The sequence below is a fragment of the Micromonospora humidisoli genome, from assembly GCF_016900955.1.
GTDB lineage: Bacteria > Actinomycetota > Actinomycetes > Mycobacteriales > Micromonosporaceae > Micromonospora > Micromonospora wenchangensis.
The window spans coordinates 201,241-222,031 of record NZ_JAFEUO010000008.1; the positions used below are offsets into that span (position 1 = coordinate 201,241).

Below are 20,791 nucleotides of genomic sequence, written 5' to 3' on the forward strand. Positions count from 1 at the left end.
CGGGCCGGGCCGCCGTCAGGCTGGCCCGGCCCGTCGGCCGTGGGTTGACGTCAGTCGTTGAGGACCTGGGAGAGGCGGTCGCGGAACTTGCGCTCCGAGTCGCTGACCTGGTCGCCGCCGATGCCGAGCAGCCCCCCGCTGGAGGCGGCCCCGACCACCTGGTCGGCGATCTCCACCAGCCAGTGCCGGTACGCCCCGGCCTCGCCCTCGTCGACCTTCGCGGCCAGCAGGGTGGTCGCCTGTCCGGCCCGGACCAGCACGTCGTCGATGAGCGCCTGCGGGTCGGCCGGCGAGATCACCGGCAGCTCCTCGCCGGCCTCCGGGTCGCCCACCCGGGAGACGATCTCCCCGGCGACGGCGGCGACGAGCGGGCTGGCCGACTCCCGGCCGGCGGCGATGGTCTCCAGCCCGGCCGCGTTCTCGGCGCGGGTGCGCCGGGCGCCGTCCGACTCGGCGGCGCTGGCCGCGGTCAGGACCGACTGCGGCAGGCCGACCAGCAGCCCCCACTCCTCGTCGGAGAACCCGAACCCGGTGTACGCCGGCTGTTCGATCACGACTGAGCCCCTCTCGATCGTTGCACTGCGGGCACCGCCCCCGGCGGTCGCCCGGGTCAGGCTAGTCCAGCGTCAGCAGACCCTGTTCGGACACCACGCGTACGGAGAGCGTCTTGTAACCCACCTCGTCGAAGAGCACCGTCATCCGGTCCTCCTCGTAGTTGAGCACCAGCCCGGGGCCCCACTCCGGGTGCCGCACCTGGCTGTGCACCGGGAACGGACCGACCGCGCCGTCGCTTGCCACGCTGGTGCCGGCGTGGCAGTTGTCGCAGTGCCCGCAGACCTGCGACATCTGCTCGCCGAAGTAGGCCAGCAGCACCTGCCCCCGGCACCCAGTGGTCTCGGCGAAGGCGCGCATCATGTCGGTACGCGAGCGGGTCACCGTCTGCTGCCGTTCGGCCTCGGCCAGGGCCGCCGCGCCCGCCTCCGCCGGGGTGGGGGAGTAGCGCGGCGCGCCGATCTTCTGCCCGGCCCGGGGTTCGGCCGCCCCGATCTGCTCCAGCAGGGCCAGGTACTGCCCGAGCTTGCGCGGCCCGAGGCCGGTCGCCTCGCGCAGCGCCTTCTTCGTCGTCGCCCGGCGGCGCAGCAGCGCGGCCAGGTCCCGCAGTTCGGTCTCGTCGGGCAGGCCGCCGGAAAAGTAGCGTTGCAGGCCGACGTCCTCGGCCCGCCACAGCAGCAGCACCCGGGCCGGCGCACCGTCGCGCCCGGCCCGGCCGATCTCCTGGAAGTAGCTGTCCGGCGAGTCGGGCAGCGCCATGTGCACCACCCAGGCGATGTTCGGCTTGTCGATGCCCATGCCGAACGCCGAGGTCGCCACCATGATCGGCACCTGGTCGGCGAGGAACGCCTCGTGCAGCCCGTGCCGGGCGGCGGTGGGCATCCCGCCGTGGTAGTACTCGGCCGGGAACCCGGCGGTGGTCAGCCGCTCGGCCAGTTCCTCGGCGGCCCGCCGGGTCGGCACGTAGATGATGCCGGGCCGCTCGTCGTCGCGCAGCAGCGCGATCAGCCGCCGCCACCGGTAGTCGTCGGTGGGGCAGTAGGCGACCTCGACGAACAGGTTCGGCCGGTCCAGCCCGGAGACCACCACCTCGGGGTCGCGCAGCCGCAGCCGGGCGATGATGTCGTCGCGTACCGGTGGGGAGGCGGTGGCGGTCAGTGCCACCACCGGCGGACGGCCCAGACCGTCGATCAGGTGGCCCAGCGCCAGGTAGTCGGGGCGGAAGTCGTGCCCCCACGCCGAGATGCAGTGCGCCTCGTCGATCGCCACCAGCGCCGGTGCCAGCGACTTCACCTCGGCCATCCGGTCGGGGTTGCTCAGCGCCTCCGGGGTGATGAAGAGGAACTCCGCCCGCCCCTGCCGAACGTCGTCGATCGCCTGGGCCTGCTGGGCGGCGCTCTCGTCGGAGCTGATCCGCACGGCGCGCAGCTCGGGGCGCTGGCGTTCGTTGAGCGCGGCGATCTGGTCCTGCTGGAGGGCCAGCAGGGGCGAGATCACCACCGTCGGCCCGGGGATCAGGCTCGCCGGGATCTGGTAGATCGCCGACTTGCCGGCTCCGGTGGGGAGCACCACCAGGGCGTCGCGTCGTTTCATCACCGCACGCATGGCGGCGAGCTGGTTGGGCCGCAGCGCTTTCCAGCCGAACAGGCTGCGCGCCGCGCGGCGCAACGTCGTCGAGTGCATGGACAGCTTCATCGAGGGCCGGAGGTACCCGGGTGGACCGGTGGCGAAACCGCTCCCACCGGATCGGACACATCACGCACGCCGGCCGGTACGTCGCAGGTCAGGCGCGGTGACCGGGTGCACACACGCGATCGACCACGGGTCACCGTCGGCGGGGTGCGCCGGTGACCCGTGGTCGGGGCGGACGGGTTCAGCGCAGGTGGGGGAGCACCTCGCGCTGGTACAGGTCGAACAGTCCCTGCCAGTGCGGACCGGCGTTGCCCACGTAGACCTCGTCGAAGCCGGCCTTGGCGTACCTGTCGATCATCTCCAGGTGGGCGTCGGCGCTGTTGCCGCAGACGAAGCCCTGCCGCACCTGGTCCGGTGTGACCAGTTGGGCCGCCTGCTCGAAGTGCCTGGGGGAGGGCAGCACCTGGGACAGCTCGCCGGGCACCCCGGCGTTGGGCCACGTCTCGTACGCGATCCGCGCGCCCTCGTCCTCGGTGTCGGCGTACGCGGCCTTGAAGCCGGCCTGGCACGGCTTGTCGCCGCCGCCGTTGTCCCGGAACCGGCTGACCAGGTCGCCGTCGGGCATCATGCTGACGTAGCCGTCGCCGATCCGGGCGGCCAGGTCGACGGCCTTGGGGCCGAAGCCGGAGACGTACACCGGCGGGGGTGCGTCGGGCAGCGTGTAGACGCGGGCGTGCTCCACCGTGTAGTGCCGGCCGTGGTGGTTGACGAAGTCGCCCCGCCACAGTTCCCGCATCACCGCCACGGCCTCCTCCAGCATCTCCAGCCGGACGTCGGTCTGTGGCCAGGCGTCGCCGAGGATGTGCTCGTTGAGTGCCTCGCCGGTGCCGACGCCGAGGACGAACCGGCCGGCGTGCATGACCGCGCTGGTCGCCGCCGCCTGCGCCAGCACCGCCGGGTGGATGCGGACCGTCGGGCAGGTCACCGCGGTGCTCACCGGCAGCGTGGTGACCTGGCTCAGCGCCCCGATGACGGACCAGACGAAGGGACTCTGCCCCTGGGCGTCCGTCCACGGGTGGTAGTGGTCGGAGATCCACAGTGCCTGGAAGCCGGCCCGTTCGGCGGCCCGGGCCTGCTCCAGCAGTTGCGCCGGGGTGAACTCCTCGCTGGACAGGAAATAGCCGATCCTCATCGTGCCCCCTCGCTGGGCGCGCCGCCGGGTGCGGCGTGACGTCCCGCTACCGGTACCCCGGCCGGTGCGGGATCAGTCGGTCGGCGACGGTCGATCTCAGCGGCGGTCGATCTCAGCGGCGGCCGAACATGGCCCGGATAGCGGCCAGCAGCAGCAACCCGCCGACCACCAGACCGAGCAGGCGTACGCCGGGGATGTCGGCGGGCGAGGTGGCGTCGGCGAGCGGCGGCAGGTCCATCCCCGCACTGTGGCACGTCGCCCCGACCGACGCCAGACAGTAACAGTAAGGTTTATTGACTATTACCTCGCCCGGTGTGACCATGACAGCACCGCGACGGCACCGGGCCGTCGACACGCGACGGGGGTACCGGGGCCGGATGAACGAGCGCAACCTGGCGGGTCTGGCCGCCACCGTCCTGCAACCCGGCTTCGTCGGCACCACCCCGCCCGACTGGGTCCGCCGGTGGCTGGCCGACGGGCTCGGCGCGGTGGTGCTGTTCGCCCGCAACGTCGTCGACCCGCACCAGGTGGCCGCGCTCACCGCGACGCTGCGCGCCGAACGCCCCGACGTGCTGGTGGCCATCGACGAGGAGGCCGGCGACGTCACCCGGATCGAGTCCGGCCGGGGCAGCTCCCGCCCCGGCAACCTCGCCCTCGGCGCGGTCGACGACCCGACGCTCACCGAGGACGTGGCCCGCGACCTCGGCGTCGAACTCGCCGACCTCGGCGTCACCCTCAACTACGCCCCGGACGCCGACGTCAACATCAACCCGGCCAACCCGGTGATCGGGGTGCGGTCCTTCGGCGCCGACCCACACCTGGTGGCCCGGCACACCGCCGCCTGGGTGCGCGGCCTGCAGTCCGCCGGCGTCGCCGCCTGCGCCAAGCACTTCCCCGGCCACGGCGACACCCGGGTCGACTCCCACCACGACCTGCCCCGGATCGCCGCCAGCCGGGCCCGCCTGGACGCCGGTGAGCTGGTCCCGTTCCGGGCCGCCGTCGCCGCCGGCGTGCAGGCGGTGATGACCGGGCACCTGCTGGTCCCCGCCCTCGACCCCGACCTGCCGGCCACCCTCAGCCCGCGCATCCTCGGCGACCTGCTCCGCGAGGAACTGGGCTTCTCCGGCGTGGTGGTCACCGACGCGGTGGAGATGCGCGCCGTCGCCGACCGGTACGGCTTCGCCGGCACCGCCGTACGTGCCCTCGCCGCCGGGGCCGACGCGATCTGCGTCGGCGGCGAACGCGCCGACGAGGCCACCGCCCGCTACCTGCGCGACGCGATCGTGGCCGCGGTGCTCGCCGGTGAGCTGCCCGAGGAACGCCTCGCCGAGGCCGCCAAGAGGGTCGGTCAGCTCGCCGAGTGGAGCACCGCCGCCCGCGCCGGCCGGCCCGATGCCGCCCCGCGCCCCGCCGACGGCTCGCCGGTCGGCCTGGCCGCCGCCCGCCGGGCGGTACGGGTCAGCGGCGACGCGGTCGGCCGGCTGCCGCTGACCGCTGCCGCGCACGTGGTCGAGTTCGCCGCACCGCACAACATCGCGATCGGCGCGGAGACCCCGTGGGGCCTCGGGGCGCCCCTGGCCGACCTGCTGCCCGGCACCACCACCGTCCGGCTCGCCGAGGCCGACCTGCCCGCCGACCCGACCGCCGGGGCGGCCGGCCGGCCACTGGTGCTGGTCGTGCGGGACCTGCACCGGCACCCGTGGATGCGGGCCGCGGTCGACCGGGCGCTGGCCACCCGGCCGGACGCCGTCGTCGTCGAACTCGGCCTGCCCGAGCTGATCACCGGTGGGCTGCACCTGGCCACCCACGGCGCGACCCGGGCCGCCACCCGCGCCGCCGCCGAACTGCTCACCGCAGGCCGCTGAACCACCCGCCCACGCGGCTCACCGGCCCGCCGGTTCCCCCTGTTCGGCCAGCCGGTCCAGTTCGGCCAGCAGCCGGTCCACCTCGTCGACGGTGTTGTAGTGGTAGACGCTCGCCCGCACGGCACCGCCGCTGTCGCGCAACCCGAGCGCCTGGAAGTACTCGTACGCGTAGTAGTCCCCACTGGACAGGCAGAGCCCGGCGGCGCCCAACGCGGCGGCCAGGCCGGCCGGCGTCCACCCGGCCACCCGGAACGACACGGTCGGGCAGCGCCGCACCCCGGCCGGCAGGACGGTGACCGCCGGCCGGGCGGCCAGGCCACCGACCAGCCGGGCGAACAGCGCCCCCTCGTACGCCTGCGCGGCGGCCAGCCCGGCGCGGACCCGGGCCCGCCGGTCCCCGGTGGCCGTCGGGTCCAGTCCGGCCAGGTGGTCGACGGCGGCGGCCACCCCGGCGAGCAGCGGGAAACTCGGCGTGCCGGCCTCGAACCGGTCGGGCACCGCGTCGGAGGAGGGGACCAGCTTGGCCGGACGCAACCGCGCCCACCGGGCCGGGTCGGCCACCATCGCGGCCAGGTGCGGCCCGGACCACTTATAGGCGCTGGTGACCAGGAAGTCGGCACCCGTGGCTGCCAGGTCGGTGGGGCCGTGCGGCACCGAGTGCACCCCGTCCACGCAGACCAGCGCACCGGCCGCGTGGGCCGTCGCGGCGATCGCCGCCACGTCCGGCATGGTGCCGGTGGCGTTGCTGCCGGCGGTCACCGCCACCAGCCGGGTCCGCGCGCCGACCAGGTCGGCGTACTGCCCGGCGGGCAGCTCACCGGTGGCCGGGTCGAACTCGGCCCAGCGTACGGTCGCCCCCGCCGCCCCGGCCGCCTGCACCCAGGGCCGCACGTTGGCGTCGTGGTCGAGCCGGGAGACCACCACCTCGTCCCCGGGGCCCCAGTCCGCGCCCAGCGTCCGGGCCAGGGTGTACGTCAGCGCTGTCGCGCTCGGCCCGAGCACCACCCCGTCCGGGGTGACGCCCAGCAGGTCGGCCACCGCCGTCCGGGCCCCCGTGACCAGTTCCAGTGACCGGCGGCCGGGCAGGAAGGCGGTGCTGCGGTTGCCCACCGCGATCCGCATCGCGTCGGCCACCGCGTCGATCACCGACCGGGGGGTCTGGGTGCCACCGGCACCGTCGAAGTGGGCGAAACCCTCGGCGAGCGCGGGGTACGCGTCCCGGGTGCGGGTGATGTCGAACGGCATGCCCGGACCCTAGCCCGCGCACCCGACCCGAAGATCCAGCCGGGTGCCGGGGTGGGCGGCGTCTCGTACCCTTGGTCGGGTGACGAAGCGAAGCGCCACCACCCCCACCCCCCTCCGGCGGACCGCCGGCCTGCTGGCCGGCCTGGCGCTCGGCGTGGCGGTGCTGGCCGGATGCAGCTCCGACGGCGCCGACACCGACTGCGGCCTGGACGCCTGCACGGTCACCTTCGACCGGGGCGTGGACGCCCGTGCCTCCATCCTCGGCGTCGAGGCGAAGCTGATCGGCGCGCAGGGCGACCAGGTGACCGTCGAGGTGGCCGGCGAGCAGCTGTCGCTCACCATCGGCCAGCAGGCCACCGAGGTGGGCGGTTTCGCGGTCACCCTGGACAGCGTCACCGACCAGCAGGTGCAGATCCGGGTGGCGCGCAACGCCGGCAGCTGACCTGCCCGGGAGCGCGGCACACCACGTTTGGGGATCTCCGCAAACGGAGATTGTGGCCCCATGTCACTCACCCGGAACGCCGAAGCCACCGCCGCCCGCACCGCGGACAGCCGTTGGCTGGAACTCCTCGCCCGGGCCGGTTTCATCGGCTACGGGATCGTCCACCTGCTCTTCGCCTGGGTCATCCTCCAGATCGCCTTCGCCGGCTCCGGCGAGGAGGGCAACCAGAACGGTGCCCTGCGCGCCCTGGGCGCCCAGCCGATGGGCAAGTTCCTGCTGATCGCGATCGCCGTCGGCCTGATCGCGATGGCCATCTGGCAGGCCCTGGAGGCGGCCGTCGGCCACCACGCCAAGCGCGGCAAGGAACGCCTCTTCGAGCGGATCGCCTCGGGCGTCCGTACCGTCGTCTTCCTCTGGCTCGCCTGGACCTCGATCAAGGTGGTCCAGGACGCCAGCTCCAACAGCGCCGACCAGCAGGAGCAGTTCAGCGAGAAGCTGATGGCCTCCAGCGGTGGCCGTGGGCTGGTCGGGCTCGCCGGTCTGGTGCTCGCCGCCGTCGGCATCGGCATGGTGATCTACGGCTACAAGAAGAAGTTCGAGCGGAACCTCAAGACCAACGAGATGAACGGCAAGACCCGGCAGACGGTCCGCCGGCTGGGCATGGCCGGTTACATCGCCCGGGGTGCGGTGTTCGCCGTCGCCGGTCTGCTGATCGTCGTCGCCGCGATCAACTACGACCCGGAGAAGGCGCGTGGCCTGGACGCCGCGCTGCGTACCCTGCGGGATCAGCCGTACGGGCCGTTCATCCTGGCGCTGATGGCGCTCGGCATCGCCGCGTTCGGGGTCTACTGCTTCTTCCAGTCCCGGTTCCGCAAGATCTGAGCCTGGTCGATACCGGAAACGCCGGGCACCATTGGGCCTTTGCCCGATTGCGATCAGCCCGGCCGGAGGGAGACAACCACGTGCAGGACTACCTCGAGACGATCGCCGCCGCGGCCACCGCGGCGGCGATCGCTCTGTTGCTCGTCGAGGTGGTACACCGGGTGATCAGGCGGCTGGGCCGCCGGTCGCACCTGATGACGGAGCTGACCACGCACGTGCACCGGCCGTTGCAGGTGGCCGGCACGGTGGTGGCCGTCCAGTTCGCGGTCCGCTGGACCACCGGCTACGCGGTGGGCACCGGGTGGCGGCAGGCCGTGCTGCACGTCCTGGTGCTGGGCGTGGTCGCCGCGGTGGCCTGGCTGGTCGCCTCGCTGCTGGTGGTGGCCGAGGACACCGCGCTGGCCCGGTTCCTCCGGGTCGACGTGCCCGACAACCGGCACGTCCGGCGGGTACGCACCCAGGTGGTGCTGCTGCGTCGGCTGACCATCGTGGTGATCGTGGTGCTCGCCGTCGGCGTGATGCTGATGACCTTCCCGGCGGTACGCGGCGTCGGCGCGGGCGTGCTCACCAGCGCCGGTGTGGTCGGTGTGGTCGCCGCGCTGGCCGCGCAGAGCCTGCTCGGCAACGTCATCGCCGGCCTCCAGCTCGCCTTCAGCGACGCCGTCCGCCTCGACGACGTGGTGGTGGTCGAGGGGGAGTGGGGCCGGATCGAGGAGTTGACGCTCAGCTACGTGGTGGTCCAGATCTGGGACGACCGGCGGCTGATCCTGCCCACCTCGTACTTCACCAGCACCCCGTTCCAGAACTGGACCCGGACCGAGGCGGCGGTGCTCGGCACCGCCGAGTTCCACCTCGACTGGTCGGTGCCGGTGCAGTCGATGCGGGAGGAGCTGCGCCGGTTGGTGGAGGGCACCGACCTGTGGGACGGCCGGGTCTGCGTGCTCCAGGTCACCGACGCCACCGGTGGCGCGATCAAGGTGCGTGCCCTGGTCAGCGCCGCCGACGCGGGCAGCCTGTGGGACCTGCGGTGCCTGGTGCGGGAGCACCTGGTCGGCTGGGTCCGGGACCACCGGCCGACCGCGCTGCCCCGGACCCGCGCCGAGGTGGGCGACGCCGCCGGCAGCCTGCCCTGGCAGTGGGTGCCGCCGCGCCGCCAGGTCAACCGCCGCGCCGAGGGGGAGCTGCCCGACGACGCCCGGGTCTTCGGTGGCAGCGACGACGGCGACGCCCGCAGCGAGGCGTTCGTCGGCCCGGACCAGGACGCCCGGGGCGAGGCCGTCACCGTCGGGGCGGACCCGGGGGCCGACGCCCGCCGCTGAGCCGTCCGCAGCCCGTACGGCCCCCGCGACCGCCGGTCGCGGGGGCCGTGTCGTACCCGCTTCGGCGTTTTGCCGGACGCCCCGGCCCGACCTGCGGTCAGATGTGGTTGGTCACCGTGCGCAGGATTGCAGGATTGACGGACGGCGGCTCCGGGCATACAGCGCGGTGATGACGAAAGGAGGACAGCATGGCTGACGTCGCGAACCACCGCACGTCCCGGACCGGGAGCGAGCCGTCCACCGCCGAACTGGTGCAGCGGGCCACCGAGCAGGTCTCCCGACTGGTCCGGGACGAGCTGGCCCTGGCCCGGGCGGAACTGACCCAGAAGGGCAAACACGCCGGGATCGGGATCGGCCTGTTCGGCGGCGGCGGAGCGCTGGCCCTGTACGGGCTCGGCGCACTGGTCACCGCCGTGATCCTGCTGCTGGCCCTGGTGCTGCCCGCGTGGGCGGCGGCGCTGATCGTGGCGGTGGTGCTCTTCCTCGTCGCCGGGGTGCTCGCCCTGGTGGGGAAGAAGCAGGTCAGCCACGCGGTCCCCCCGATGCCGGAGGCGACGGTCCGCAGCGTCCGTGCGGACGTGGACACGGTCGCCGCCGCGGTGAAGGACAGGGGACGGGCATGACCGGCACGACGGGCAGCAACGGCAACGGCACGGGCGACACCGAGGCGCTGCGCGAGGAGATCCGGCGCACCCGGGTGGAACTGGGCGAGACCATGGAACTGCTGGCCGCCAAGGCCGACGTCAAGGCCCGGCTGAAGGACTCGGCGGAACAGGCGCGCGAGCGGGTACGCGAGCAGGCCGCGTCGACCGTGGCCCGGGTACGGGAGCAGGCGGCGCAGAGCGTCGACCGGGCCCGGACCCAGGCGTACGACAGGTCGGTGGCGGTGCGGCGCGATCCGGTGCCGTGGGCGACGATAGCGGCAGGTGCGGTGGCCGCCGTGGTGGTGTTGTTGATCGTTCGGGGGAGGCGCAGGTGAGCAAGGGCATCGGCAGGACCGCGTACAAGCCGGTCGGGGTGGTGCTGGGACTGGCGGCCGGCGCGCTGGCGGGGATGATCTTCCGGCAGGTGTGGAAGGCGACCGCCGGGGACGGCGAGGCACCCAACCCCACCGACGAGGACCGCCGCTGGGGCGAGATCCTCGCGGCGGCGGCGTTGCAGGGGGCGATCTTCTCGGTCGTCCGCGCGGCGGTGGACCGGGGTGGCGCGGTCGGCGTCCGGCGGCTGACCGGGCGCTGGCCCGACTGACCAGCCGCGACCGGCCGTACCCCTGGTGACCAGCCGCGACGGCTGTCCTACCGGATGGTGACGACGACCTGTGGCCCCTCGTGCGCATCGACGGACGGGGGGCCTTTCGCCCGGGTCGGACGACCCGGCCAGCGTGCGTCGGGCATCCGTCAGGTCACATGTCGGAGAATTTCGTCGATTAGGCTGTGCAAGGTTTTTGGGTACGTGGTTTGCTGATCCCCGCTGTTGCGAGACGGTGTCGGCACGGAGCGTTCTCCCGCTGTGGGGGCCCGCCCGGGTCGTCGCCGCCCGCATACGGCCAATCGGCCGCACAGCGTGCTCGGCCGCCGGTTTTAGAAGGAGATACACATGGCGCAGGGAACCGTGAAGTGGTTCAACGCTGACAAGGGCTTCGGCTTCATCACCGTCGACGGCGGGGGTGCTGACGTGTTCGTCCACTTCTCGGCCATCCAGACCAGCGGCTACCGCACGCTGGAGGAGAACCAGCGGGTGGAGTTCGAGATCGCCCAGGGTCAGAAGGGTCCGCAGGCCGAGCAGGTCCGCCCCCTCTGAGCGAAGCCGGTCGGCATCCGCCGGCCCGGGTGGTCCGGCCAGCCGGATCGACGAGAAGCCCCGTGTCCCCTCAGGACGCGGGGCTTTCCGCATCGGTCGGTCCCGCTCCCCGCCGGGCCGCAGCCCGGCAGGGCATCAGGGCAGCCGGCGGGCCCGCAGGCCGCGCCAGAGCAGCACCAGGCCCCCCAGCATCAGCAGCGGCCCGACGGCGGCCCACAACCGCTCGTCGCTCATCAGGCTGCCGTCGACGTACCCGAGGCCCTGGACCGTCCAGACGGCGCCCACCACCACGGCCAACAGGCCCAGGGTGAGCGTGAGCCATCCCCTCACCGGTCCCCCCTCCGCAGGCCGGTCGATCCGACCCGGTCACCAGGATGCCGGCCGGACCGCGCCGAGGCGACGACCCGGCCGGCGTGGCTCACCACCGGTCGTGCACCCGGGGCCGGACCAGTTCGTCGTAGACCGACCGGACGGTGTCCAGCTCGGCCCCGGTGAGCGCGGGTGAGCCGGCCGCGGCGGCGTTGCCCCGGGCCTGCTCCGGGTTGCGCGCGCCGGGGATGACCACCGTCACCCCGGGCTGGTCGATGACCCAGCGCAGGGCGAACTGGGCCATCGTGCGCCCGTCGCCGACCAGCGGGGCGAGCCGGCGCACCACGGTCAGGCCGAGGTCGAAGTCGACGCCGGAGAAGGTCTCGCCGACGTCGAAGCTCTCCCCGTGCCGGTTGTAGGTGCGGTGGTCGTCGGCGGCGAAGGTGGTGTGCTCGTCGTAGCGGCCGGAGAGCAGGCCGCTGGCCAGCGGCACCCGGGCGATGATCCCGACGCCGGCCGCGGCGGCGGCCGGCAGCACCTCGTCGAGCGGCTTGAACCGGACCGCGTTCAGGATGATCTGCACGCTGGCCACCCCCGGCCGGGCGATCGCGGTGAGCGCCTGGTCGCAGGTCTCGACGCTGACGCCGTACCCGGCGATCCGCTTCTCGGCGACGAGGGTGTCGAGGCCGTCGAAGACCCGGTCGTCGGCGAAGACCTCGGTGGGCGGGCAGTGCAGCTGCACCAGGTCGAGGGTGTCCACGTCGAGGTTGGCCCGGGACCGGTCGGTCCAGGCCCGGAAGTTGTCCAGGGTGTACGCCTGCGGCGTCTGCGGCACCCGGCGGCCCATCTTGGTGGCGACGGTGAGCCCGTGTCCGGGGTTGTCCCGCAGGAACCGCCCGATCAGCTGCTCGCTGCGGCCGTCGCCGTAGACGTCGGCGGTGTCGAGGAAGGTGACGCCGGACTCCACGGCGGCGGCGAGGACGGCCAGGGCGTCGCTCTCGCTGACCTGTCCCCAGTCCGCGCCGAGCTGCCAGGCCCCGAGGCCGACCACACCCACCTGCCGGCCGAGCCGGTCGAAGCTGCGCTGTTCCATGCCGTCGAGCCTAGTGACCTGCTTGCCGGGGCGCAGCGCCGGCCGTACCTTGTAACAAAACGTACGTACGGTTTGGGGGTTGGTCATGTGGGATCCGGGCACGTACCTGCGCTACGACGACGAACGGTCCCGCCCGTTTTACGACCTGCTGGCCCGGGTCGACGCCGACCGGCCGCGCGCGGTGGTCGACCTCGGCTGCGGTCCGGGCACCCTGACCGCGACCCTCGCCCGCCGCTGGCCGCACGCCCGGATCACCGGCCTCGACTCGTCCCCCGAGATGATCGACCGGGCCCGGACCCTCGACACCACCGTCGGCTTCACCGTCGGCGACGTCACCGACTGGCGTCCCGCCCCCGACGTGGACGTGCTGGTCGCCAACGCGGTGCTCCAGTGGGTGCCCGACCACCCGGCCCTGCTGCGCCGCTGGGCGCACGCGCTGCCGCCCGGCGGCTGGCTGGCGTTCCAGGTGCCCGGCAACTTCGCCGGCCCCTCGCACCGGGCGCTGCGCGAGGTCGCCGAAGACCCCCGCTGGGCGGCCACCGTCCGGCCGCTGCTGCGCGAGGACCCCGTCGACGACCCGGTCGGGTACGCCACCGCGCTGACCGCCGCCGGCTGCGCGGTCGACGCCTGGGAGACCACCTACCTGCACCGGCTGCCCGCCCCCACCGACGCCGAACACCCCGTGCTGACCTGGCTGGACGGCACCGCCCTGCGTCCCGTGCGGGCGGTCCTGGACGACACCGCCCTCGCCGGGTTCCGCGCCGCGCTGGAGAACCTGTTGGCCCGCGCGTACCCGGTACGGCAGGGTCAGGTGTACTTCCCGTTCCGTCGGATCTTCGTGGTCGCCCGTACGGGCGACCGGCACAAGGAGCAGCAGTGACCGACCTGTCCGCCTTCATCGCCGAACTGCCCAAGGTGGAGCTACACGTGCACCACGTGGGCTCCGCATCCCCCCGGATCGTCGCCGAACTGGCCGCCCGGCACGAGGGACGCAGCCCCGTACCCGCGGACCCGGACGCGCTCGCCGACTACTTCGCGTTCCGCGACTTCGCCCACTTCATCGAGGTCTACCTCAGCGTCGTCGACCTGATCCGCGACCCCGACGACGTCTGGCTGCTCACCCACGAGGTGGCCCGGGAACTGGCCCGTCAGCAGGTCCGCTACGCCGAGCTGACCGTCACCCCCTACTCGCACGTCCGCCGGGGCATCCCCGCACCGGCGTTCTGCGAGGCCATCGAGGACGCCCGCCGCCGCGCCGAGGCCGACTTCGGCATCGCGCTGCGCTGGTGCTTCGACATCCCCGGCGAGGCCGGCCTGCCGGCCGCCGAGCAGACCCTGCGGATCAGCCTCGACGAACGCCCCGACGGGCTGGTCGCCTTCGGGCTCGGCGGCCCCGAGATCGGGGTGCCCCGACCACAGTTCAAGCCGTACTTCGACCAGGCGCGGGCGGCCGGGCTGCACTCCGTCCCGCACGCCGGGGAGACCACCGGCCCGCAGACCATCTGGGACGCCCTGCGCGAACTGGGTGCCGAGCGGATCGGCCACGGCATCTCCGCCGCGCACGACCCGGAACTGCTCGCCCACCTGGCCGAGCGGCGCATCCCGCTGGAGGTCTGCCCGACGTCCAACGTGCGGACCCGGGCCGTCGCCCGGATCGAGGAGCACCCGCTGCGGCAACTGGTCGACGCGGGCGTCCGGGTCACCATCAACTCCGACGACCCGCCGATGTTCGGCACCACCCTCAACGACGAGTACGCCGTCGCCGCCCGACTGCTCGACGCCGGACCCGAGGGGCTCGCGGCGCTGGCCCGGGAAGCGGTGTCCGCGTCGTTCCTCGATGCGGCCGGGCAGGCCCGGATCATCGCCGAGATCGACGCCTTCGTGGCGACCCGCTGAACCGTCACGGGTGACCGGGAGGATTGGTGTACACGCGGCGGGAGCTGGTGTGGGGGACCGTGCCCCCGCCGCGCGTACCGATCCACCGGCCGGTGGTGTCAGGGGCGACAGGCCGGTGGAACTGATGGGTTCGGGTGCGATCCTGTCAGCCCGCCGGCCCCGGGTGGCCGTCGTTAATCCGGATCTAAGGAAACCTTGCGCCACAGCACAGGCAGCGCCGGTTGCTCAGCCGTCGGTGGGACGCTGCCGGGGCCAGCGGCGGCCCCCGCCCTTCTGCTCCCGGGCCTCCCGCGCCATCCGGCCCACCAGACCGAACCGGTTGACCTGCCGGGGCGTGGCCTGCGGATCGGCCAGCAGCATCACCACGCTCGCCCCGCCCAGCCGGGCCCGGTCGAGGCTGACCGAGCCGTTGGCCTGCAACGCCACCCGCCGCGCGATGTCCAGCCCCAACCCGGTCGAGCCCTGATCGCTGGCCCCGCGCCGCAACGCCCGGTCCGGGTTCGCGATGCCCGGCCCGGCGTCGTCGATCCGGATCGCCACGTACCCGTCCCGGCGGGAGACGGCCACCTCGAACGCGGTGCCCTGCGGGGTGTAGCGGAAGACGTTGCCGATCACCGCGTCCAGGGCGGCGGCCAGCTCGGCCCGGGGCACCGGTACCGGAATCCGCAACTGCGCGCCGCTGACCCGGTGCGGGCGGTTCTGGTCGCCGGCCAGCGCCGCCCAGAACACCATCCGGTCCCGGACCACCTCGCTGACGTCGCACTCGGCCGGCCCGGCCTCGTGCGCCACCGCCTTACGGGTCGTCTTGATCAGCACGTCGATCTCGCCCTCCAGGGTGACGATCGCCTGCCGGATGCGCCGGATCGTCCGCCGCCGGTCCAGCTCCGCCGGGCTGAACGAGCCGACGCTGGTGTCGTCGGAGTCCAACCCCTCGGCGTCGAGCCGCAGCACCGTCAACGGGGTACGCAGCCGGTGCGACAGGTCCGCCACCAACTCCCGTTCGTCGGTACGGGCGGCGGCCATCCGGTCGGCCATCCGGTTGAACGCGTACCCCGCCTCGGCCAGCTCGCGCGGGCCGCTCGGCTCGACCCGTACCCCCAGGTCACCGTCACCCACGGCGAGCGCGGCGCGGACCAGGGCCCGGGTGGCGTCGACAGCCCGCGCGGCGACCCGGTCCACCACGACCACCGCCGCGCCGACCAACGCCACGGCCACCCCGGTGAGCAGCAGCCAGGTGCCGCCGGCCCCCTCGTCGAGGACGGCGTCGGGCACGAAGACCTCGACCACGGCGACCCGGCCGTCGAGCACCACCGGATCGAGCCGCAGCAGCCCACCGTCGACCTCGACCACCCGGGACTGTTCCCCGGCCCGCGCCCGCGCCAGGTCGTCGGCCGACACCCGGCCGGCCGGCTGCTTCCCGGCCAGGCCGTGCACCACCGGCCGGGTCGCCGGGTCGTCCCCGGTCGCCTCGACCGCGCGGCGGACCGCCGCCGGCTCGGTGCTCACGGCGAGCGCGCCGGTGACCAGCGCCCCGCGCCGCGCCGCGTCGGCCAACGCCTCCTCGCGCACCTCCTCGCGCAGGGTCAACCCGAGCGGTACGAGGAACGCCGACGCGACGAGCGTGCACATGCCGGCCGTCAACGCGGCCAGCGCCGGCCTCAGTCGGGGGCCACCAGCCGGAACCCCACCCCCCGCACGGTGCGCAGGTAGCGCGGCTTCGCCGCGGACTCGCCCATCTTTCGACGCAGCCAGTACAGGTGCACGTCGATGGTCTGGTCCTCGCCGACCGACGGTTGGCGCCATACCTCCTCCAAGAGTTCCCGCCGGGACACCACCCGGCCGGGCCGCGCCGCCAGATACGCCAGCAGGTCGAATTCCTTACGGGTGAGCGCCAGCGGCTCCCCGTCGAGCACCGCGCTGCGCTCGCCCACGTCCACCCGCAGGCCGCTGACGGTGTGCACGGCCGGCGCGACGGTACGGCTGGCCCGGCCGACCCGGCGCAACACGGTGGTGATCCGGGCGTCCAGGTGGGCGCCGGTGAACGGCTTGACCATGTAGTCGTCCGCGCCGGCCCGCAGCAGCCGGACCACCGACTGCTCGTCGTCGCGGGCGGTGGCGATGATGATCGGCACGTCGGTGATGCCACGCAGCATCCGCAGCGCGTCCGACCCGTCGAGATCGGGCAGACCCAGGTCGAGCACGACCAGATCGGGTGTCTCGGCGGCGACCCGGCGCAGCGCGTCCAGGGCTGTGCCGACCGCGTGCACCGCATGCCCCCGTTCGCTGAGCGAGCGCAGCATCGCGCCGCGGACGACGTGGTCGTCTTCGACCAGGAGCACGGTGGCCACGTCAGCACCGTACTGCCCGTGGCAAGTCGGCCGCGTTGCGGCACATCCGCGAACCGGGCAAAATGGTACGACGATGCCGTTCACCCTCTTTCCCGACGCCCGGTTGGCGTTGGCCCGCGACAGCCTCGCCGGGCTGTCCGTCGGCGACGCCCTCGGTTCGCAGTTCTTCGTCCCGGACCGGCGACCCGACGACCTTTCGGCCGGCCGGTTGCCCCCGCCGCCCTGGCAGTGGACCGACGACACCGAGATGGCCTGCTCGGTGCTGGCCGAACTGGCCGCCCACGGCGACGTCGACGCCGACCGGTTGGCGCTGGCCTTCGCCAACCGGGCCGAGCCCTACCGGGGCTACGGGCCGGGTGCGGTGGGCATCCTGCGGCTGATCCGTACCGGCACCCCGTGGCCGGTGGCCGCCGCGTCGGCCTTCGACGGTCAGGGCTCCTGCGGCAACGGCGCGGCGATGCGGGTCGCCCCGCTCGGCGTCTGGTACGCCGACTCGACCACCCGCGCGGCGTCCCGGGCCCGGGTCAGCGCCGAGGTCACCCACGCCCACCCGGAGGGGATCGCCGGTGCGGTCGCGGTGGCCGTCGCCGCCTCCCTCGCCGTCCGCACCCGGCTGGACGGGGAGCCCCGCCCCGACGTGAACCGGCTGCTCACCACCGTCGCCGGGGCGGTCGACCCGGCCAGCACGGTGCACCGGGGGATACGCCGGGCGATCGGCCTGCTCGGTCGCGGCCTCGACGAGGCCGTCGCGGTGCTGGGCAACGGGGCCAGGGTGACCGCCCAGGACACGGTCCCCTTCACCCTCTGGGTGGTCGCCACCCACCTGACCGACTACCCGGCCGCCATCCGCGCCTGCGTCGAGGCGGGCGGCGACGTCGACACCACCGCCGCGATCGTCGGCGGGATCGTCGGCGGCCACACCGGGGTCGGCACGCCCGGCGGGGTGCCCGCCGACTGGGTGGCCGCCCGGGAGGCGCTGCCGGACTGGCTGAACTGACTGCCGGTGCGGCCGGGTCAGCCCGTACGTGGTGGGCTGTCGGCCCGGCGGCAGTGCAGGTGGCTCCCGACCCGACGGTGCGGCCGGCCGGGGTGGCGACGGTCGGCGCTCAGCGTGCCGCCACCCGCTCGGGGTCGCTGTCGGCGGGTTCACCCGGGGCCTGCCCGTCGAGACGCCAGCCCCGGGCGGCCGGGACGGAGCCGGTGTCCGACGTCGCCTCGTCGTCCCCGTCGGGCTCCGCGTCGGCGGCGGCCCGACGGCGGGAGCGGCTCGCCACCCAGCCGATCACCGCGCCGCCGCCCAACCCGACCACCAGGCCACCGCCGAGCAGCAGGTCCGCACTGGGACCGTCGTCGTCGTCGCCGGCCGGTGCGGTCTCGGCGTCCGGGGCCGCCTGGGCGTCCGTCCCGTCGGCCGGGCCGCCGTGGTGCCCGGTGGCGGCACCGGGAGCCGGCGGCACCAGCGCCAGCGTCGGGGCGGGATGCCCACCCCCGGCCGGATCGGCCCAGCGCACCACCGCCCCGTCGGAGTACGTCTGCACCACCTCGAAGGTCATCCGGTCGGTCTGCGGCAGCGGGCCCATGGCCACCGACAGCCGGGCCGGACCCGCCACCGCCGGCCCGGCGCCCCGGGTCCAGACCACCGCCGAGGTCACCGTGCTCACCGAGGGGGCGTGGATCCCGGCCACCGGCGCGGCCAGCTCGCGGGAGGTGATCAGGGGCGCCCAGCCGTCCACCGACAGCGGGTACACCTCGCCGATCGGGGCGTCCGGCGGCAGCCTGAACTCGATCTTCTCGGTGCGCGCGCCGGGCCGCTGCTCGGGCACCACGAACGTCAGCTCCACCGCGTCGCCCTGCACCGCCTGGCTCGGGCTGGCCGACAGCCCGTCCGCCAGCGCCACGCCCGGGGCACCGAACACCCCGGCCGCCACCGCCGCCAGCACCAGCACGCCCCGACGTCGCCGGACGCCGCCACGGGTCGTCGTCATCTTCCGCCCCCATCCGTCTCGCCGTGGCCGACACCGGCTCCGGCCACACCTGGTAGTTCGGACGGCGGGCCGAAAAGGTTCAACGCCGGTGCGGGTCGACAGCGGAACCGGGCTTCCTTTCCCGGCGACCGGGGATGACGGCGGGACCGATAGCATCGAAGCAGCCGGCGCGTCCGGCCCATCCGTGCCGCCTGCCGTTGAGGAGTTCACCGTGTCCGCACCCCGTACCCCCGTCGTGGCCGACCCCGTCGTCGTGGCCGCCGGGACGACGGCGGCCGACGCGGTGGCCGCGGCCGGGCTGCCCGCCGCCGGCCCGAAGGCGGTCGTGGTGGTCCGCGACCCGCAGGGCCAGCTCCGCGACCTGGACTGGGCCCCCGCCGAGGACACCACCGTCGAACCGGTCAGCCTCGACTCGCCGGACGGGCTCAACGTGCTGCGGCACTCCACCGCGCACGTGCTCGCGCAGGCCGTGCAGGACGTCTTCCCCGAGGCCAAGCTGGGCATCGGCCCGCCGATCGAGAACGGCTTCTACTACGACTTCGCCGTCGACAAGCCGTTCCAGCCCGACGACCTGGCCAAGCTGGAAAAGCGGATGCAGGAGATCGTCAAGTCCGGCCAGCGGTTCCGCCGTCGCCGCTTCGGCAGCCTGGACGAGGCGAAGGCCGAACTGGCCGCCGAGCCGTTCAAACTCGAACTGATCGACGTCAAGGGCGAGGGGCTGGACACCAGCGAGGTGATGGAGGTGGGCGGCGGCGAGCTGACCATCTACGACAACCTCGCCGCCAGCGAGGACAAGGTCTGCTGGTCGGACCTGTGCCGGGGCCCGCACCTGCCGAACACCCGGCTGATCGGCGCGTTCAAGCTGATGCGTTCGGCCGCCGCCTACTGGCGGGGCAGCGAGAAGAACCCGCAGCTCCAGCGGGTCTACGGCACCGCCTGGCCGACCCGCGACGAGCTGAAGGCGTACCTGAAGCTGCTGGAGGAGGCCGCCCGGCGCGACCACCGCAAGCTCGGGGTCGACCTCGACCTGTTCAGCTTCCCCGACGAACTGGGCTCCGGCCTGGCGGTGTTCCACCCCAAGGGCGGCATCATCCGCCGGGAGATGGAGAACTACTCGCGGGTCAAGCACGAGGAGGCCGGCTACTCGTTCGTCAACACCCCGCACATCACCAAGGGCCACCTGTACGAGGTCTCCGGTCACCTCGACTGGTACGCCGACGGGATGTTCCCCCCCATGGAGGTGGAGGGGGCGAACTACTACCTCAAGCCGATGAACTGCCCGATGCACGACCTGATCTTCCGGTCCCGGGGCCGCTCCTACCGGGAGCTGCCGCTGCGGATGTTCGAGTTCGGCACGGTCTACCGGTACGAGAAGTCGGGTGTGGTGCACGGCCTGACCCGGGTCCGGGGCATGACCCAGGACGACGCGCACATCTTCTGCACCGAGGAGCAGATGGCGGGCGAGCTGAAGTCGCTGCTCGCCTTCGTCCTGGAGCTGCTGCGCGACTACGGCCTGGACGACTTCTACCTGGAACTGTCCACCCGTAACCCGGACAAGTCGGTCGGCACCGACGAGAACTGGGAGCGGGCCACCGAGGCGCTGAGCTCGGCCGCCGAGGAATCCGGCCTGCACCTGGTGCCCGACCCGGGCGGCGCGGCGTTCTACGGGCCGAAGATCTCCGTCCAGGCCAGGGACGCCATCGGCCGGACCTGGCAGATGTCCACCATCCAGGTCGACTTCAACCTGCCCGAGCGGTTCGGCCTGGAGTACCAGGCGGCCGACGGCAGCCGGCAGCGGCCGGTGATGATCCACCGGGCGCTGTTCGGGTCGATCGAGCGGTTCTTCGGGGTGCTCACCGAGCACTACGCCGGGGCGTTCCCGGCCTGGCTGGCCCCGGTGCAGGTGGTCGGCATCCCGATCCGCGAGGACCACACCGACTACCTGCACGGCTTCGTCGCGGCGCTGCGCGCCAAGGGCATCCGGGCCCAGGTCGACGCCGGTGACGACCGGATGCAGAAGAAGATCCGCACCGCCCAGCAGCAGAAGATCCCGTTCATGGTGATCGCCGGGGACGACGACGTGGCCGCCGGCACCGTCTCGTTCCGCTACCGCGACGGTTCCCAGCGCAACGGGGTACCGGTCGCCGAGGCGGTCGACCACGTGCTCGACGTGGTCTCCTCGCGGGCCAACGCCGGCCCGTCCGCAGGTAGCTGACCCCGGCCCGCCACCG

The 20,791-nt window shown here is 73.7% G+C and carries 22 protein-coding genes; 12 read left to right on the forward strand and 10 right to left on the reverse strand.

The window, feature by feature from the left end; translation table 11 throughout:
* Positions 1-50 precede the first annotated feature (50 nt).
* The 4 genes from JQN84_RS26675 to JQN84_RS31985 form a co-directional block, all read right to left on the reverse strand.
* Positions 51-554 (reverse strand): hypothetical protein, encoded by a 504-nt coding sequence (locus tag JQN84_RS26675; RefSeq protein ID WP_204961312.1) that lies wholly within the window; start codon positions 552-554, stop codon positions 51-53.
* Between the two features lie 61 nt (positions 555-615).
* The gene (locus JQN84_RS26680; RefSeq protein WP_204961313.1) at positions 616-2,247 is read right to left on the reverse strand and encodes a RecQ family ATP-dependent DNA helicase; all 1,632 of its coding nucleotides are present in this window, start codon (positions 2,245-2,247) and stop codon (positions 616-618) included.
* A gap of 178 nt (positions 2,248-2,425) precedes the next feature.
* Positions 2,426-3,376 carry a TIGR03557 family F420-dependent LLM class oxidoreductase gene (locus JQN84_RS26685; RefSeq protein ID WP_204961314.1) on the reverse strand — a complete coding sequence of 317 codons (951 nt, stop codon included), beginning with the start codon at positions 3,374-3,376 and terminating at the stop codon, positions 2,426-2,428.
* A gap of 112 nt (positions 3,377-3,488) precedes the next feature.
* Positions 3,489-3,614: a hypothetical protein gene (locus JQN84_RS31985; protein WP_255470159.1), complete on the reverse strand. Its 126-nt coding sequence runs from the start codon at positions 3,612-3,614 to the stop codon at positions 3,489-3,491.
* Between the two features lie 139 nt (positions 3,615-3,753).
* Here JQN84_RS31985 and JQN84_RS26690 point away from each other — a divergent pair, with 139 nt between their 5' ends.
* A complete protein-coding gene (locus JQN84_RS26690) occupies positions 3,754-5,241 on the forward strand; it encodes a glycoside hydrolase family 3 protein (protein WP_204961315.1) in 1,488 nt (495 codons plus the stop codon).
* An 18-nt stretch (positions 5,242-5,259) separates the two neighbouring features.
* Here JQN84_RS26690 and JQN84_RS26695 read toward each other — a convergent pair whose 3' ends face one another.
* Entirely contained in the window at positions 5,260-6,486 is a 1,227-nt protein-coding gene (locus tag JQN84_RS26695; RefSeq protein WP_204961316.1) for a cysteine desulfurase-like protein, read from the reverse strand.
* 79 nt (positions 6,487-6,565) lie between these two features.
* On the opposite strand from JQN84_RS26695, the gene JQN84_RS26700 reads away from it, so the two are divergent.
* From JQN84_RS26700 to JQN84_RS26730, 7 genes are all read left to right on the forward strand, one after another.
* Positions 6,566-6,928: a hypothetical protein gene (locus JQN84_RS26700; protein WP_204961317.1), complete on the forward strand. Its 363-nt coding sequence runs from the start codon at positions 6,566-6,568 to the stop codon at positions 6,926-6,928.
* 60 nt (positions 6,929-6,988) lie between these two features.
* A complete protein-coding gene (locus JQN84_RS26705) occupies positions 6,989-7,810 on the forward strand; it encodes a DUF1206 domain-containing protein (RefSeq protein WP_204961318.1) in 822 nt (273 codons plus the stop codon).
* Between the two features lie 80 nt (positions 7,811-7,890).
* Positions 7,891-9,129, forward strand: a complete 1,239-nt coding sequence (locus JQN84_RS26710; protein ID WP_204961319.1) for a mechanosensitive ion channel family protein — start codon at positions 7,891-7,893, stop codon at positions 9,127-9,129.
* A gap of 188 nt (positions 9,130-9,317) precedes the next feature.
* Positions 9,318-9,752, forward strand: coding sequence for a phage holin family protein (locus JQN84_RS26715; RefSeq protein ID WP_145918853.1), 435 nt, complete (start codon positions 9,318-9,320; stop codon positions 9,750-9,752).
* Positions 9,749-10,108, forward strand: a complete 360-nt coding sequence (locus tag JQN84_RS26720) for a DUF3618 domain-containing protein (RefSeq protein WP_204961320.1) — start codon at positions 9,749-9,751, stop codon at positions 10,106-10,108. Before JQN84_RS26715 ends, JQN84_RS26720 begins: the two co-directional genes overlap by 4 nt.
* Complete coding sequence (locus JQN84_RS26725) at positions 10,105-10,377, forward strand: DUF4235 domain-containing protein (RefSeq protein WP_204961321.1); 273 nt, start codon at positions 10,105-10,107, stop codon at positions 10,375-10,377. The genes JQN84_RS26720 and JQN84_RS26725 overlap by 4 nt, the downstream gene beginning before the upstream one ends.
* 348 nt (positions 10,378-10,725) lie before the next feature.
* Positions 10,726-10,929 carry a cold-shock protein gene (locus JQN84_RS26730; RefSeq protein ID WP_011905669.1) on the forward strand — a complete coding sequence of 68 codons (204 nt, stop codon included), beginning with the start codon at positions 10,726-10,728 and terminating at the stop codon, positions 10,927-10,929.
* A 135-nt stretch (positions 10,930-11,064) separates the two neighbouring features.
* On the opposite strand, the gene JQN84_RS26735 is transcribed toward JQN84_RS26730, so the two are convergent.
* Together JQN84_RS26735 and JQN84_RS26740 are read right to left on the reverse strand one after the other, a co-directional pair.
* Positions 11,065-11,259, reverse strand: coding sequence for a hypothetical protein (locus JQN84_RS26735; RefSeq protein WP_204961322.1), 195 nt, complete (start codon positions 11,257-11,259; stop codon positions 11,065-11,067).
* 88 nt (positions 11,260-11,347) lie between these two features.
* Positions 11,348-12,331, reverse strand: coding sequence for an aldo/keto reductase (locus tag JQN84_RS26740; RefSeq protein ID WP_204961453.1), 984 nt, complete (start codon positions 12,329-12,331; stop codon positions 11,348-11,350).
* Positions 12,332-12,416: 85 nt separating this feature from the next.
* Between JQN84_RS26740 and JQN84_RS26745 the strand changes: the two genes are divergently transcribed.
* On the forward strand, positions 12,417-13,211 hold the full coding sequence (locus JQN84_RS26745; RefSeq protein ID WP_204961454.1) for a trans-aconitate 2-methyltransferase: 795 nt from the start codon (positions 12,417-12,419) through the stop codon (positions 13,209-13,211).
* Entirely contained in the window at positions 13,208-14,227 is a 1,020-nt protein-coding gene (locus JQN84_RS26750; protein ID WP_204961323.1) for an adenosine deaminase, read from the forward strand. Before JQN84_RS26745 ends, JQN84_RS26750 begins: the two co-directional genes overlap by 4 nt.
* 225 nt (positions 14,228-14,452) lie before the next feature.
* On the opposite strand, the gene JQN84_RS26755 is transcribed toward JQN84_RS26750, so the two are convergent.
* Both JQN84_RS26755 and JQN84_RS26760 read right to left on the reverse strand, forming a co-directional pair.
* Positions 14,453-15,856, reverse strand: a complete 1,404-nt coding sequence (locus JQN84_RS26755) for a HAMP domain-containing sensor histidine kinase (protein ID WP_204961324.1) — start codon at positions 15,854-15,856, stop codon at positions 14,453-14,455.
* 29 nt (positions 15,857-15,885) lie between these two features.
* Positions 15,886-16,575, reverse strand: a complete 690-nt coding sequence (locus JQN84_RS26760; RefSeq protein WP_204961325.1) for a response regulator transcription factor — start codon at positions 16,573-16,575, stop codon at positions 15,886-15,888.
* Between the two features lie 73 nt (positions 16,576-16,648).
* Between JQN84_RS26760 and JQN84_RS26765 the strand changes: the two genes are divergently transcribed.
* The gene (locus JQN84_RS26765; RefSeq protein WP_204961326.1) at positions 16,649-17,572 is read left to right on the forward strand and encodes an ADP-ribosylglycohydrolase family protein; all 924 of its coding nucleotides are present in this window, start codon (positions 16,649-16,651) and stop codon (positions 17,570-17,572) included.
* 109 nt (positions 17,573-17,681) lie between these two features.
* Here the strand turns inward: JQN84_RS26765 and JQN84_RS26770 are convergent, their stop codons facing one another.
* Positions 17,682-18,560: a DUF1775 domain-containing protein gene (locus tag JQN84_RS26770; RefSeq protein ID WP_204961327.1), complete on the reverse strand. Its 879-nt coding sequence runs from the start codon at positions 18,558-18,560 to the stop codon at positions 17,682-17,684.
* A gap of 211 nt (positions 18,561-18,771) precedes the next feature.
* Between JQN84_RS26770 and thrS the strand changes: the two genes are divergently transcribed.
* Positions 18,772-20,775 (forward strand): threonine--tRNA ligase, encoded by a 2,004-nt coding sequence (thrS, locus tag JQN84_RS26775; protein ID WP_204961328.1) that lies wholly within the window; start codon positions 18,772-18,774, stop codon positions 20,773-20,775.
* Positions 20,776-20,791 lie beyond the last annotated feature (16 nt).

Bases quoted from the DNA above. Each gene is read 5' to 3' on its own strand.
- JQN84_RS26715 (WP_145918853.1), top strand. From the start codon at position 9,318: ATGGCTGACGTCGCGAACCACCGCACGTCCCGGACCGGGAGCGAGCCG.
- JQN84_RS26680 (WP_204961313.1), bottom strand. From the start codon at position 2,247: ATGAAGCTGTCCATGCACTCGACGACGTTGCGCCGCGCGGCGCGCAGC.
- JQN84_RS26755 (WP_204961324.1), bottom strand. From the start codon at position 15,856: ATGTGCACGCTCGTCGCGTCGGCGTTCCTCGTACCGCTCGGGTTGACC.
- JQN84_RS26730 (WP_011905669.1), top strand. From the start codon at position 10,726: ATGGCGCAGGGAACCGTGAAGTGGTTCAACGCTGACAAGGGCTTCGGC.
- JQN84_RS26720 (WP_204961320.1), top strand. From the start codon at position 9,749: ATGACCGGCACGACGGGCAGCAACGGCAACGGCACGGGCGACACCGAG.
- JQN84_RS26740 (WP_204961453.1), bottom strand. From the start codon at position 12,331: ATGGAACAGCGCAGCTTCGACCGGCTCGGCCGGCAGGTGGGTGTGGTC.
- JQN84_RS26770 (WP_204961327.1), bottom strand. From the start codon at position 18,560: ATGACGACGACCCGTGGCGGCGTCCGGCGACGTCGGGGCGTGCTGGTG.
- JQN84_RS26745 (WP_204961454.1), top strand. From the start codon at position 12,417: ATGTGGGATCCGGGCACGTACCTGCGCTACGACGACGAACGGTCCCGC.
- JQN84_RS31985 (WP_255470159.1), bottom strand. From the start codon at position 3,614: ATGGACCTGCCGCCGCTCGCCGACGCCACCTCGCCCGCCGACATCCCC.
- JQN84_RS26690 (WP_204961315.1), top strand. From the start codon at position 3,754: ATGAACGAGCGCAACCTGGCGGGTCTGGCCGCCACCGTCCTGCAACCC.
- JQN84_RS26685 (WP_204961314.1), bottom strand. From the start codon at position 3,376: ATGAGGATCGGCTATTTCCTGTCCAGCGAGGAGTTCACCCCGGCGCAA.
- JQN84_RS26695 (WP_204961316.1), bottom strand. From the start codon at position 6,486: ATGCCGTTCGACATCACCCGCACCCGGGACGCGTACCCCGCGCTCGCC.
- JQN84_RS26765 (WP_204961326.1), top strand. From the start codon at position 16,649: ATGCCGTTCACCCTCTTTCCCGACGCCCGGTTGGCGTTGGCCCGCGAC.
- JQN84_RS26705 (WP_204961318.1), top strand. From the start codon at position 6,989: ATGTCACTCACCCGGAACGCCGAAGCCACCGCCGCCCGCACCGCGGAC.